The organism is Plantibacter sp. MMLR14_011 (assembly GCF_001865025.1).
Classification (GTDB): Bacteria; Actinomycetota; Actinomycetes; order Actinomycetales; family Microbacteriaceae; genus Plantibacter; species Plantibacter flavus_A.
The window spans coordinates 231,134-244,272 of sequence record NZ_MJGW01000094.1 but is presented as its reverse complement, the minus strand read 5'-3'; the positions used below and the strand labels follow the sequence as shown (position 1 = coordinate 244,272).

The following is a 13,139-nucleotide window of genomic DNA, read 5'->3' as shown; positions in this document are numbered from 1 at the left end:
CGCCCCCCCCGACGACGGTCGGGCGAGCGGAGCGTCACACGAGGAGCTGGTGCTTGGCGAGTTCGCGGTAGAGCGGGACCTCGGTCACGAGGTCGCTGTGGGTGCCGACGCCGACCACCCGACCCTCCTCGAGGACGACGATCTGATCGCTGTCGACGACGGTCGAGAGCCGGTGCGCGATGACGATGAGTGTGCGCCCCGTCGCGACCGCGTCGATGGCCTCGCGCATCATCTGCTCGTTGACACCGTCGAGGCTCGAGGTCGACTCGTCCAACAACAGGATCGGGGGAGCCGCGAGGATGGCGCGAGCGATGGCGAGGCGTTGCCGCTCGCCACCCGACAGCATGATGCCGTCCTCGCCGACCGGAGCGGCGAGACCGAGCGGGTTGCGGTCGAGGACCCCGCCGAGGTTGACCGCATGCAGGACGCGCTCGCAGTCGGCGTCGCTCGCATCCGGTGACGACAACAGCAGGTTGTCACGCAGCGTGCCGGCGAGGACCGGGGCGTCCTGTTCCACGTACCCGATCTGGTCCCGGAGGTCGGCGCGGGGGATCGTGCGGATGTCGACGCCGCCCAGCCGGATGGCACCGGCCGTCGGGTCGTAGAAGCGTTCGATGAGCCCGAGGATGGTGCTCTTGCCGGCGCCGGACGGTCCGACGAGCGCCGTGCGTCTGCCCTGCATCGCGGCGAAGGACACCCCACGGAGCACCTGACGACCGAGCGCCGACTGCGCCTCGGTGAGCCGGGCGGCGTCGGCGGCGACGACCTCCGGTGCGCTGGTGCCCTCGCTCAGCGCCTCGGTCGCGAGTGCCTCCGCTGCGGCCCGTTCGCGCTCGATGACCGCCGCGTCCGGGTAGGCGAACTCGACCCCGTCGAACTCGATCGCCGGAGCGGACGCTGAGGCGGCACCGGGACGTCCGACCCGCGCGGCGATGGCCGCGTCGTCGTCGCCCTCGTCGGGCAGGTCGAGGATCTCCTGGATCCGGCCGAGCGCTCCGAGCGCCTGGTTGACGCTCGTGATCGCACCGAAGGCCTGACCGAGCGGCATGATCATCATGAACAGGAAGAGGATGAACGCGACGAGACTCGCGATGGTGATGGCCCCGGACGCGACGCGGAACCCACCGACGCCGAGGACGACCAGGAACGAGGTCTGCATGGCGATGCCGGCGACCGGGACGACCAGCGAGGAGATCTTCGCGATCCGCACGCCCACGCCGTAGACCTCCTTGGCCACGCCGTCCACCGCGTCGATCTCGCGGTCGGTCGCGTTGGACGCGCGGATGGTGCGGATGGAGCTGATGGCCCGCTCGACCGCGGCGGCGAGCTCACCCACCTTGGTCTGCTGCTCGCGGCTGGCGACGCGGATGCGTCCGCTCAGCGCGACGACCACGACGACCGAGACGATGACGACGAGGAGGGTGAGACCCAGCAGGACGGGGTCGATGATCGCCATGGCGATGAGTGCGCCGAGGAAGGTGATGGCACCGCCGACGGCGTCCACGAAGCCCTGCGTCAGGACGGCGTAGAGCATGGTCGTGTCGCTGCCGACCCGCGAGACGAGGTCGCCGGTGCGGCGCGTGTCGAACTGGCTGATCGGCAGCCGGAAGATGCGCGCGATGAGCTGGCGCCGTGAGGAGTAGACGACCCCGGTGCCTGCGCGCTGCAGCAGGTAGTGCTGATACCCGCTGATGACGCCGGAGACCACGACGAGCCCGACGAGGAGCCACGCCAGGTTGCCGAGCGACCGGCCCGCCTCGACGACCCCGATCACCTGGCTGACGATGAGCGGCTGGGCGAGTGACGCGGCTGCTCCGATGACGCTCAGGATGATGACGACGATGAGGATCGAGCGGTGCTCGAAGATGTACGGCATGAGCTGCTTGAGGCTCGCGCGGGGACCGTCGTCCTTCGGTCGGCTGAACGGGTTGCGGCTGCGTGCCGGGCGCGCTGGGGTGCTCATGGTGCTCTTCCTCCGAGGTGCGGTGCGCGGCTCCGAGACGTCCATGGCGACGGCGCACCGTGGTTCAACTCTAGGCGACGGTCGCACGCGCCGAGCCCGAAGCCGACGCGCCGAGCGCCTACGCAGCAAGGGCCGGTGCGCGGAGGTGTCCTCCACGCACCGGCCCTCGGTGATCGCCTCGATCAGGCGTCGATGTCGACGTCCTTGGTCTCCTTGGAGACGATGAGGGCGACGAGCGTGATCAGGGCCATCACCGAGAGGTAGACGCCGACCCAGAACGGGCTGCCGCCGCCGGCACTCCACAGTGCGACGGCGATGAACGGTGCGACCGCTGCGCCGAGGATCGACGACACGTTGTACGAGATCCCCGACCCGGTGTACCGCACGTTCGTCGGGAACAGCTCGGGCAGCAGGGCGCCCATCGGTCCGAAGGTGAACCCCATGAGGCTGAACCCGATGATGAGCCAGATCATGACCCCGGTGAACCCGGCGCCGAGCAGCGGAACCCAGACGAGCCCGAACACGAGGATCGCGCTCGTCACGACGATGAGCGTCCTCCGGCGTCCGTACTTGTCGGCGAAGGGGCCGGACACGAGCGTGAAGATCCCGAAGAAGACCACGCCGGCGATGAGCATGAGGACGAAGGTCGTGTAGCTGTAGCCGAGGCCGGCGACCGGTGCGTCGAGCGGCGCACGGCCGTAGCTCAGCGAGAACGTCGTCATCAGGTAGAAGAGGACGTAGGTGGCGAGCATGAAGAAGGTGCCGAGGAGCAGCTTGCGCCAGTGCAGCTTGACGACGCTCGCGAGCGGCGACCGCTGCACCTTGCCCTGCTCCTTCGCGTTCGTGAACGCGTTGCTCTCGACGAGGCGGAGTCGGACCCAGAGGCCGACGATCACCATGACGACGGAGAACAGGAACGGAATGCGCCAACCCCACTCGAGGAACGCCTCGGACGGCATGGACGGGTCGTCGCTCGGCAGGATAGCCGCGATGATCAGGAAGAGTCCGTTGGCGATGATGAAGCCGATCGGCGCACCGAGCTGCGGGAACGTGCCGAACAGGGCACGCTTGCCGGTCGGCGCGTTCTCGGTCGCAACGAGGGCGGCACCCGACCATTCGCCGCCGAGCGCGAAGCCCTGACCGATGCGGAGGATCACGAGCAGCAGCGGGGCGACCCAGCCGACGAGCTGGTAGGTCGGCAGGAGGCCGATGAGGAAGGTCGCGATCCCCATGGTGAGGAGGGCACCGACGAGTGTCGCCTTCCGACCGCGCTTGTCGCCGAGGTGCCCGAAGATGACGGCACCGACGGGGCGTGCCACCATCGCGGCGCCGAACACGGCGAAGGAGGCGAGGAGACCCGCGGTCGGGTCCTCACTCGGGAAGAAGAGGTGCGGGAAGACGAGGACGGCGGCCGTCGCGTAGACGTAGAAGTCGTAGAACTCGATCGTCGTGCCGATGAGGCTGGCGAGGACGACACGAGAGCGCGGATTGACCGGGGCCTTGGTGACTGGGGTTGCTTCGAGAGACATGCGTGCGCGTTTCGGTTCGGTGATGGACGCCGTCGAAGCATCAGCACCGGTCGCGCACGCCCGCCGACGACGGCAGGATCAGGGGTTCGCCCGCTTGTGGCAGGACCATGACACTGTACGCCGAAGTGCGGCATTCCGGTATTCGGTTGCCCAGCGGGGCGGATGCCGATACCGGAATACCGCGTGATGCGACGCGCTCGAGTCAGCCGCGCAGTTCGCGGAGCACGACCGCGGTGGCGACGGCGGCATCGGCGGCCTCCGCCCCCTTGTCCTCCTTCGACCCGGGAAGCCCCGCGCGGTCGAGCCCCTGCTTCTCGTCGTCGAGGGTGAGGACACCGAAGCCGACGGGCTTGCCCGTCTGGATGCTGACCTGGGTGAGGCCGCTCGTCGCGGCGTCGGAGACGTACTCGAAGTGCGGCGTGCCACCGCGGATGATGACGCCGAGGGCGACGACCGCGTCGGCCCCGGCCTCGAGGGCGGCCTTGGCGACGACCGGGAGCTCGAAGCTCCCGGGTACCCGCACGAGGCGATGGTTGGCACCGCTCGCATCGAGGGCCTTGACGGCTCCGGCGATGAGACCGTCGGTGATGGTCTCGTGCCAGGTGCCGGCGATGACGACGATGTCGAGGCCGGTGCCGTCGACGCTGATGGTGGGGGATCCTTCGCCGCTCATGCGGTCTCCTGTCTTCGTCCCCGAGCGCATCGGGGGTTGGTGGTGTTGCCGCTCCTCGAAGGAATCGAGGAGCGATGGTGGACTACTGGTGCGGGTGCGGTTCCGGTGCGAGCTCGAAGCCGATGCTGTGGCCCATGCGGTCGCGCTTCGTCTCGAGGTAGCCCTCGTTGAACAGGCCGACGCCGACCACCAGCGGGACGCGCTCGCTCACGGCGATGCCGTGGTTCGTGAGCTGTCGCTCCTTCTCCGGGTTGTTCGAGAGCAGGCGCACGGAGGTGATGCCGAGGTCCGTCAGGATCGCGCTCGCCGCCGTGTAGTCGCGGGCGTCGGCCGGCAGCCCGAGCGCGAGGTTGGCGTCGAGGGTGTCGAGACCGTCCTCCTGCAACCGGTACGCACGCAGCTTGTTGACGAGACCGATGCCGCGCCCCTCGTGCCCACGCAGGTAGACGACGACACCGCCGTGGCGCTGGATGGTGTCGAGGGCGCTGTCGAGCTGCGGACCGCACTCGCACTTGAGCGAGCCGAACGCCTCGCCGGTCAGGCACTCCGAGTGGACGCGCACGAGCGCACCGGTGGCCTGCGGGTCGCCGGCGATGATGGCGACGTGGTCGGCACCGGTCCTGCGGTCGCGGTAGGCGCGCAACCGGAACGAGCCGTGCGTCGTCGGGACGGTCGTCTCCACCTCGAAGGACACGTTCGACGACTCGGGGATGGCCGCCTGGGCGGCTCGTTCCTCGGCGCAGACCGCGGCCGCGTCGGGGTTCTCCTCGAGGAACGCGACGAGCGCGGCGATCGTCGTGACGAGCACACCCTCCCGCTCGCCGAGCGCGATGAGGCCGGGCAGACGCATCATCTCGCCGTCGTCGGCGACGATCTCGGAGATCGCCCCGACCGGGACGAGCCCCGCGAGCTTCATGAGGTCGACGGCCGCCTCCGTGTGCCCGTCGCGCTCGCGCACCCCGCCGTCGACGGCGCGCAACGGGACGATGTGTCCGGGGCGCGAGAGACTGGCAGGCACGGACGCCGGGTCGGCGAGCACGCGCAGGGTGTGGGCGCGGTCGGCGGCGCTGATGCCGGTGCTGAGCCGGTCGGCCGCGTCGACCGTGACGGTGTACGCGGTGCCTCTGGGGTCCTCGTTGAGCGCGACCATCGGCGGGAGGGCCAGCCGGTCGGCGATCTCGTTCGTCATCGGTGCGCAGATGAATCCGGAGGAGTGCCGGACCGTCCACGCGATCCACTCCTGGGTGGCGGACTCCGCAGCGAGGATCACGTCGCCCTCGTTCTCTCGGCCTTCGTCGTCGGCCACGATGACCGGACGGCCCTGGCGGAGTGCCTCGAGGGCCTCCGGGATGCTGGCGATGCTCATACGTTGCCCCTTCCGGTGGCGGTGGTGCCGACCGGGTCCGCGGACTGCGGATCCTGGCCGATGCTGCTGGGGAGTGCCGACTCGAGACGGCTGAAGACGAGCATGCGCTCGACGTGCCGGGCGAGGATGTCGGTCTCGAGGTTCACACGGTCGCCGGGGACCCGATCGCCGAGCGTCGTCGCGGCCAGCGTCTCGGGGATGAGGGACACCTCGAACCAGGCCTCCGGTGCGTCCGGTGCGCTGATGGCGCTGACGGTGAGCGAGACGCCGTCGACGGTGATCGACCCCTTGTCGACGACGAGCGGCGCGAGTGCCGCGGGGAGCGAGACACGCACGATGCGCCAGGCCTCGCCGGGCACCGTGGCCAGGACGGTGCCGGTGCCGTCGACGTGCCCTTGGACGATGTGTCCACCGAGGCGGTCGCCGACGCGGGCCGCACGTTCGAGGTTGACCGGAGATCCGACCGTGACGCCGTCGAGCGAGCTCATCGCGAGGGTCTGGGCCATGACGTCGGCCGTGAACGTCTCACCGGTCTGCTCGACGACGGTGAGGCAGACACCGCTCACGGCGATGGAGTCCCCGTGCCGGGTGCCCTCGAGGGCGAGCGGGCCACGGACGGTGAAACGTGCCGAGTCGTCGCCGTGGTCGATGGCGACGATGGTGCCGAGTTCTTCGATGATGCCCGTGAACATGGGTGGTCCGTTCTCTGGGGGGGGGTCAGGCGGTGAGGTCGTGGGCGGCCGAGGCGGAGGCGCTGCGGTCGGGTGTCGTGATGACGAGGAGGTCGTCGCCGAGTGGTTCGACGCCGACGGTGGTGAGTCGGATCGCTTCGCCGATGCTGTCGACACCGAGGTCGCCGATCGCGAGGCGAGGGCCGCCGAGGAGCACGGGGGCGAGGTAGGTGAGGACCGTGTCGGCGAGTCCTGCGCGGAGGAACGCCGTGGCGATGGTCGGGCCGCCCTCGATGAACACGCTCCGGACGCCCGCGGCGCGGAGCTCGGCGAGCAGCGCGGCCGGATCATGCCCGTGGTGGAGGACGACCGGCCGGGGGTGGCGGTGGACGGCGGCGTCCCGGGGGATCGGGCGATCGCCCATGACGACGGGCAGGGGCTGCTCGGGCAGGAGGTCGCCGCGGTCGTCGCGAGCGGTGAGGCTCGGGTCGTCGGCGAGGACCGTCCCCGTGCCGACGAGGATCGCGTCGTGGGCGGCCCGCCGACGGTGGACGTCGTCGCGTGCGGCATCGCCGGTGATCCAGCGGCTCGTGCCGTCGCTCGCGGCGATCCGCCCGTCGAGACTCGAGGCCCACTTCACGGTGACGAGCGGACGCCCGAGGCGGGCGGTGGTGAGCCAGTCACCGAGGAGGTCCTCCGCCGGTCCGGCGAGCACGCCGCCGATGACGGTCACGCCGCCGTCGCGGAGCCGTTCCGCTCCACCCCCGGAGTGGTGGCCGGGGTCGTCCACGGCGAACACGACGCGCTCGACGCCGGCCTCGAGGAGGGCGACGGCACACGGACCGGTCCGGCCCGTGTGGTTGCACGGTTCCAGGGTGACGACGGCGGTCGCACCACGGGCCGCCCCGGGCGCGAGGTGGGACAGGGCGTCGACCTCCGCGTGCGGGGTGCCGGCTCCGCGGTGCCAGCCCTCGGCGAGCACGGTGCCGTCGGCGTCGAGGATGACGCAGCCGACGCGGGGGTTGACGCCGCGGGCGGGGCCGTTGGCGGCGAGTTCGAGCGCGCGCAGCATGGCCTGCTCCTCGCGGACACTCGCCTGCGGTGCCTCGGTTCCTGCGCTCATCTGTCCGTCATCTCGGTCGGTACTGACACGAGTTCCGGGGTCGCGGGCAGGTGCTCGCCGGCGTCGACCATCGGCCGACGCCCGTGCTTCCTTCCATCCGGACTCGAACGCCGTCTGCGAGCAGACGCGTTCATAACCGTCGGTCCTGGAGTTCCACCAGGTCAACCGGGCCTCGCTTGCGCGAGACACGGGTCGCGGACTATCACCGCCGGTTCGGACTCTCACCGACCCCGGAGCACGTTACGTGTTGTCGATTCTAGGTCAACGGGCTGAGTGGGTGCCCTATTCCCGGTTCGGATGACGCCCGGTTGCAGCGCCTGAAGCGGCCGGGGTCAGCGCTGGGCGTCGTGCTGATCGATCGCCGCGCGGGCGGTTCCCTCGTCGACCACGAGGTCGGAGATGAGCCCTCCCGCCAACGCCCCGAGAAGCGGCGGCACCTTGGCGGCACCGGCGACCACGCAGATCCGACGGGAGACCCCGCGCAGCACGTCGAGGTCGGGTCCGGATGCGCGGTTGTTGAAGGGGATGTCCCGCCACGAACCGTCGGCGCGGAAGAAGACGGTCGCGACGTCCCCGACCGCCCCGGCGCTCGCGAGCGCCTCGAAGTCGCTGTCGTCGAGGTAGCCGCCGACGTACACGTGGCTGGGTACGCCCGAGAGCTGCGAACCGAGACCGAACAGCGCGACGTCCATGCGCCGTTGGATCTCGAGCACGCGTCGGATGCTGCGCTCCCGCCACAGGGCGAGCTTGGTCGACGGGTCGTCGAAGAAGGCCGGCACCGCGAACTGCTGCGCGTAGGCCCCGTAGGCGTCCGCGTACCGATGCAGGATCTCACTCGCGTAGAGGATGCCCGAGGTGCGCGTGTTGGCCGCACCGTTCAGCTGGACGATCTGCGAGTTGTGGGTCCGCTTGGGGGTGAGGTGCCTCGCCACCGCACTCACGGTCGAGCCCCATGCCAGGCCGAGCGTCATGTTCGAGTCGAACACGGAGCCGAGAAAACGTGCAGCCGAGAGGGCGACCCGCTCCAGACGGTCGATGTCGCTCGTGTGGTCGGGGACCGGGACGATGTGGGCGGTCACGCCGAACCGGTCGCGGAACTCCGCTTCGAGCCGCGACGGCATGTCGTGCGGGGAGCGCACCTGGATGTCGACGAGCCCGCTTTCCCGCGCATATCCGAGCAGGCGGGACACCGACGACCGGGAGGTGTGGAGCTCCTGGGCGATGGCCTCCATGGTGAGGTCCTGCACGTAATACAGCTGTGCGGCACGGAGCGCCTCGGCCGTCCGGTCCGGCTGACTGAGCGCGTCTGCGAGCGACATCGGGTCTCCTTGCACGTTTGTTCACTAGGGCTGTTCAGAGTTGCAGCGGGTGTCACGATGTATTCAGTCACATCATTCAGCGGCGCGCAATCCCGGCAGCGTCGCGTTCCAACCGCGAAGAAGCGAGGCATCTCATGTCCCTCAAGTCGTCAGCTCCCCGTTCCACCGTCCAGTCCGTCATCGACCGCCCGCAGGCGTCGGTGCTCATCATCGGCGGCGGCATCAACGGCATCGCGACCTTCCGCGACCTGGCGCTCCAGGGCGTCGACGTCACGCTCGTGGAACGCAACGACTGGGCCTCCGGCGCCTCCGCCGCGTCGAGCCACATGATCCACGGCGGCATCCGGTACCTCGAGAACGGAGAGTTCCGCCTCGTCCAGGAGTCGGTGCAGGAGCGCAACGGGCTCATCAAGATCGCCCCGCACTACGTGAAGCCGCTCGAGACCACGGTCCCGATCTTCTCGACCTTCTCCGGCATCCTCTCCGCACCGTTGCGCTTCCTCACCCACAAGCAGGGCAAGCCGCAGGAGCGTGGCGCGCTGCTCATCAAGGTCGGCCTCACCGCGTACGACTCCTTCTCCCGTGACGGGGGCAGCGTGCCGCGTCACCGCTTCCACGGCCGCAAGAAGTCCCTCGCCGACCTGCCGAGGATGAACCCGGGCCTCAAGTACACGGCGACCTACTACGACGCCTCCATGCACGACCCGGAGCGCCTCGCGCTCGACGTCCTCATGGACGGCCTCGCCGCCGGCCCGCACGCCCGCGCCGTCAACTACGTCGAGGCGGTCGGCATGGGTGCCGACGGCGTCGAGCTCCGCGACACGGTCACCGGCCAGACCTTCACCGTGACCAGCGACGTCGTGGTCAACACCTCCGGCCCCTGGACCGACCTCACGAACGCCGGCCTCGGCGAGCCGACGACCTACATGGGCGGCACGAAGGGCTCGCACATCGTCCTCGACAACCCGGAGCTCTACGCGGCAACCAAGGGGCGCGAGATCTTCTTCGAGCACGAGGACGGCCGCATCGTCCTCATCTACCCGCTCAAGGGCAAGGTCATGGTCGGCACGACCGACATCGACGCCGACCCGAGCACCCCGAGCGTCTGCACCGAGGAGGAGGTCGACTACTTCTTCGACCTCGTGAAGCACGTCTTCCCGACCATCGCGACCTCGCGTGAGCAGATCGTCTACCGGTTCTCCGGCATCCGCCCGCTGCCGAAGCACGACGACGAGGCCCCCGGCTTCGTGTCGCGCGACTACCGGATCGAGCGCCGGGCCGCCGCTGCACGTCCGTCCACCACCGTGTTCAGCCTCGTCGGTGGCAAGTGGACCACCTTCCGGGCCCTCGCCGAGCACCTCAGCACTGACGTGCTCAACACCATCGGAGCCCCGCGCCCCGTGGAGACCCTCGGACTCGCGATCGGTGGCGGCGCAGGCTTCCCGCGCACCGACGCCGCGACGCGCACCTGGGTCGCCGCGCACGAGGACGGCACCGGCGCCAAGCGCGCCGAGCAGCTGCTGGGCCGGTACGGCACGAAGGCCGCCGCACTCCTCGAGCACCTGTCCGAGCACGGCGATGACCGCTTGCAGGGCGATGCCGACTACAGCGTGCAGGAGCTGGAGTACCTCGTCGAGCAGGAGCAGGTCGTGCACCTCTCCGACGTGCTGCACCGCCGCACGAGCCTCGCGTTCACCGGATCGCTGACCGCCGGCCTCGTCGACGAGATCGCCCGCGTCGTCGGCGGTGTCCTCGGGTGGGACGACGCCGAACGGACCGCGCAGATCTCCGCCGCGCTCGACCGCCTGCGCGACGCCCACCAGGTCGACCTCCGGGTCGACGCCGCCAAGGAGGCCCCGGCGTTCTCATAATGCACGAATGTGCAGGCAAGGCCCTTGTCCTGTGCAACAGGAGCTGGCTACCTTACAAACAACTGGTCAGTGCAACCTCGCCCAGCGGGGGCTCGCGCCTCGGCGTCGGCCCCCACACGGCCACACCTATGAAAGGTCAATGAAGACATGAACCTCGGAACCATCTTCCTCTCCGAGACCGTGGGGACGGCGATGCTCGTCCTGCTCGGTACCGGTGTGGTCGCCACGGCGATCCTCACGAAATCCAAGGGCCTCGGTGGCGGCTGGCTGCTGATCAACTTCGGTTGGGGCCTCGCGGTCTTCGCCGGCGTCACGGTGTCCTACGCCTCCGGCGGACACCTGAACCCCGCCGTCACGATCGGCTTCCTCACCACGGGGTCGATCGACTTCGGTACGGCGCTCGTCTACTGGGCGGCGCAGATGGTCGGTGCCTTCATCGGTGCCGTGCTGACGTACTTCGCCTTCAAGCAGCACTTCGACCAGGAGGAGGACCCGGGCAAGAAGCTCGGCGTCTTCTCGACCGGTCCGGAGATCCGCAGCTACGGCTGGAACCTCGTCACCGAGGTCATCGCGACCTTCGTCCTCGTCTTCGTCGTGATGTCCTTCGGCAAGACCGGCCCCGACGCGGTGGTCATCGAGGGCGTGCCCGGAGGACTCGCAGCCCTGGGCGCCCTCCCCGTCGCCCTGCTCGTCGTCGGTATCGGCGCCTCCCTCGGTGGCCCGACCGGCTACGCGATCAACCCGGCACGTGACCTCGGTCCGCGCATCGCCCACGCCCTCCTCCCCATCAAGGGCAAGGGCAAGAGCGACTGGTCCTACGCCTGGGTGCCGGTCGTCGGTCCTCTGCTCGGTGGTGTCCTCGCGGCCCTCGCCTCGATGGTGCTGCTCCCGGCCGTCTGATCTGACGCTGCGGCGGTGACCGGACACGATCATCGCCGCGGCACCCCGGGGCACCGGTTCCGGTGCCTCACCTCGCAACGCACGCAACGAAGGAGTATCCAATGGCGGACTACGTCATCGCAATCGACCAGGGGACGACGAGTTCCCGGGCCATCGTCTTCGACAAGAGCGGATCGATCGTCTCGACGGGCCAGCTCGAGCACGAGCAGATCTTCCCGAAGGCCGGCTGGGTCGAGCACAACCCGAACCAGATCTGGAACAACACCCGCGAGGTCATCGGCCAGGCGCTCAGCAAGGCCAACATCACCAGGCACGCCATCGCGGCCATCGGCATCACGAACCAGCGCGAGACCGCCGTCGTCTGGGACAAGACCACCGGTCAGCCCGTCTACAACGCGATCGTCTGGCAGGACACGCGCACGCAGGACATCGTGAACCGCCTCGCTGCGGACGGTGGCGTCGAGCGCTTCAAGAAGACCGTCGGCCTGCCGCTGGCGACCTACTTCTCCGGCACCAAGATCGTCTGGATCCTCGAGAACGTCGAGGGTGCTCGCGAGAAGGCCGAGGCGGGCGACCTCCTGTTCGGCACGACCGACAGCTGGGTCATCTGGAACCTCACCGGTGGTGTCAACGGCGGCGTGCACGTCACGGACGTCACCAACGCCTCGCGCACGCTCTTCATGGACCTCGAGACCCTGCAGTGGGACGACGAGATCCTCAAGGCGTTCGGTGTCCCGAAGTCGATGCTCCCGGAGATCAAGAGCTCTTCCGAGGTCTACGGCCACGCGTCCGACGACAGCCTCCTCCGCGAGACGCCGATCGCCGGCATCCTCGGCGACCAGCAGGCGGCGACCTTCGGTCAGGCCGCGTTCCAGCAGGGCGAGGCCAAGAACACCTACGGCACCGGTAACTTCATCATCTTCAACACCGGTGAGGAGATCGTCCACTCCGAGAACGGTCTGCTGACGACGCTCGGCTACAAGCTCGGCGACGCGAAGCCGCACTACGCGCTCGAGGGTTCGATCGCCGTGACCGGTTCGCTCGTCCAGTGGCTGCGCGACAACCTCGGCATGTTCTCCTCCGCTCCCGAGGTCGAGGCGCTCGCCAAGACCGTCGAGGACAATGGTGGCGCGTACTTCGTGCCGGCGTTCTCCGGGCTGTTCGCGCCGTACTGGCGTCCGGACGCCCGCGGTGCGCTCGTCGGGCTCACCCGGTACGTCAACAAGGGCCACATCGCCCGGGCCGCCCTCGAGTCGACGGCGTTCCAGACGGCAGAGGTCATCGACGCCGTCAACGCCGACTCCGGTGTCCCGCTGACGGAGCTCAAGGTCGACGGCGGCATGACCGCCAACGACACGCTCATGCAGTTCCAGGCCGACATCCTCGGTGTCCCGGTCATCCGACCGGTCGTCGCGGAGACCACGGCGCTCGGCGCGGCCTACGCCGCCGGTCTCGCCGTCGGCTTCTGGTCCGACCTCGACGACCTCGCGAAGAACTGGCAGGAGGACAAGCGCTGGGAGCCCAACATGGACTCCGCAGAGCGCGACCGCCTCTACCGCAACTGGAAGAAGGCCGTCACGAAGACCTTCGACTGGGTCGACGACGACGTGCAGTAGTCACGACCGACCGGAACGGCCCGTCCTCCTCGCGGAGGGCGGGCCGTTCTGTCGTCCGTCCTCGCTCGGCCCCCGAAGGGTGCATTTGCGCAGAACTCCTGCAGTTTG

At 69.3% G+C, this 13,139-nt stretch carries 10 protein-coding genes; 3 read left to right on the top strand and 7 right to left on the bottom strand.

Features of this window, described 5'->3' with window-relative positions; genetic code table 11:
- Window positions 1–34: 34 nt before the first annotated feature.
- The 7 genes from BIU99_RS19005 to BIU99_RS18975 all read right to left on the bottom strand — a co-directional run bounded on the left by BIU99_RS19005 (window position 35) and on the right by BIU99_RS18975 (window position 8,644).
- Window positions 35–1,963 (bottom strand): ABC transporter ATP-binding protein, encoded by a 1,929-nt coding sequence (locus tag BIU99_RS19005; RefSeq protein WP_064294811.1) that lies wholly within the window; start codon window positions 1,961–1,963, stop codon window positions 35–37.
- Window positions 1,964–2,145: 182 nt separating this feature from the next.
- Window positions 2,146–3,492, bottom strand: coding sequence for an MFS transporter (locus BIU99_RS19000; RefSeq protein WP_064294812.1), 1,347 nt, complete (start codon window positions 3,490–3,492; stop codon window positions 2,146–2,148).
- A 202-nt stretch (window positions 3,493–3,694) separates the two neighbouring features.
- On the bottom strand, window positions 3,695–4,165 hold the full coding sequence (ribH, locus tag BIU99_RS18995; RefSeq protein WP_064294813.1) for a 6,7-dimethyl-8-ribityllumazine synthase: 471 nt from the start codon (window positions 4,163–4,165) through the stop codon (window positions 3,695–3,697).
- 82 nt (window positions 4,166–4,247) lie between these two features.
- Window positions 4,248–5,531, bottom strand: a complete 1,284-nt coding sequence (locus BIU99_RS18990; RefSeq protein ID WP_064294814.1) for a bifunctional 3,4-dihydroxy-2-butanone-4-phosphate synthase/GTP cyclohydrolase II — start codon at window positions 5,529–5,531, stop codon at window positions 4,248–4,250.
- Entirely contained in the window at window positions 5,528–6,223 is a 696-nt protein-coding gene (locus tag BIU99_RS18985) for a riboflavin synthase (RefSeq protein ID WP_071262535.1), read from the bottom strand. Before BIU99_RS18985 ends, BIU99_RS18990 begins: the two co-directional genes overlap by 4 nt.
- Before the next feature lie 25 nt (window positions 6,224–6,248).
- Window positions 6,249–7,325, bottom strand: a complete 1,077-nt coding sequence (ribD, locus tag BIU99_RS18980) for a bifunctional diaminohydroxyphosphoribosylaminopyrimidine deaminase/5-amino-6-(5-phosphoribosylamino)uracil reductase RibD (RefSeq protein ID WP_071262534.1) — start codon at window positions 7,323–7,325, stop codon at window positions 6,249–6,251.
- A gap of 332 nt (window positions 7,326–7,657) precedes the next feature.
- Complete coding sequence (locus BIU99_RS18975; protein WP_064294816.1) at window positions 7,658–8,644, bottom strand: sugar-binding transcriptional regulator; 987 nt, start codon at window positions 8,642–8,644, stop codon at window positions 7,658–7,660.
- Between the two features lie 134 nt (window positions 8,645–8,778).
- Between BIU99_RS18975 and BIU99_RS18970 the strand changes: the two genes are divergently transcribed.
- The 3 genes from BIU99_RS18970 (at window position 8,779) to glpK (ending at window position 13,031) form a co-directional block, all read left to right on the top strand.
- Window positions 8,779–10,515: a glycerol-3-phosphate dehydrogenase/oxidase gene (locus tag BIU99_RS18970; RefSeq protein WP_071262533.1), complete on the top strand. Its 1,737-nt coding sequence runs from the start codon at window positions 8,779–8,781 to the stop codon at window positions 10,513–10,515.
- Window positions 10,516–10,662: 147 nt separating this feature from the next.
- Window positions 10,663–11,415 carry an MIP/aquaporin family protein gene (locus BIU99_RS18965; protein ID WP_079002885.1) on the top strand — a complete coding sequence of 251 codons (753 nt, stop codon included), beginning with the start codon at window positions 10,663–10,665 and terminating at the stop codon, window positions 11,413–11,415.
- A 101-nt stretch (window positions 11,416–11,516) separates the two neighbouring features.
- Window positions 11,517–13,031 (top strand): glycerol kinase GlpK, encoded by a 1,515-nt coding sequence (gene glpK, locus BIU99_RS18960; protein ID WP_064294818.1) that lies wholly within the window; start codon window positions 11,517–11,519, stop codon window positions 13,029–13,031.
- Window positions 13,032–13,139 lie beyond the last annotated feature (108 nt).

Excerpts from the sequence above, each read along its gene's own strand:
- BIU99_RS19005 (WP_064294811.1), bottom strand. The coding sequence starts at position 1,963 with ATGAGCACCCCAGCGCGCCCGGCACGCAGCCGCAACCCGTTCAGCCGA.
- BIU99_RS19000 (WP_064294812.1), bottom strand. The coding sequence starts at position 3,492 with ATGTCTCTCGAAGCAACCCCAGTCACCAAGGCCCCGGTCAATCCGCGC.
- ribH (WP_064294813.1), bottom strand. The coding sequence starts at position 4,165 with ATGAGCGGCGAAGGATCCCCCACCATCAGCGTCGACGGCACCGGCCTC.
- BIU99_RS18990 (WP_064294814.1), bottom strand. The coding sequence starts at position 5,531 with ATGAGCATCGCCAGCATCCCGGAGGCCCTCGAGGCACTCCGCCAGGGC.
- BIU99_RS18985 (WP_071262535.1), bottom strand. The coding sequence starts at position 6,223 with ATGTTCACGGGCATCATCGAAGAACTCGGCACCATCGTCGCCATCGAC.
- ribD (WP_071262534.1), bottom strand. The coding sequence starts at position 7,325 with ATGAGCGCAGGAACCGAGGCACCGCAGGCGAGTGTCCGCGAGGAGCAG.
- BIU99_RS18975 (WP_064294816.1), bottom strand. The coding sequence starts at position 8,644 with ATGTCGCTCGCAGACGCGCTCAGTCAGCCGGACCGGACGGCCGAGGCG.
- BIU99_RS18970 (WP_071262533.1), top strand. The coding sequence starts at position 8,779 with ATGTCCCTCAAGTCGTCAGCTCCCCGTTCCACCGTCCAGTCCGTCATC.
- BIU99_RS18965 (WP_079002885.1), top strand. The coding sequence starts at position 10,663 with ATGAACCTCGGAACCATCTTCCTCTCCGAGACCGTGGGGACGGCGATG.
- glpK (WP_064294818.1), top strand. The coding sequence starts at position 11,517 with ATGGCGGACTACGTCATCGCAATCGACCAGGGGACGACGAGTTCCCGG.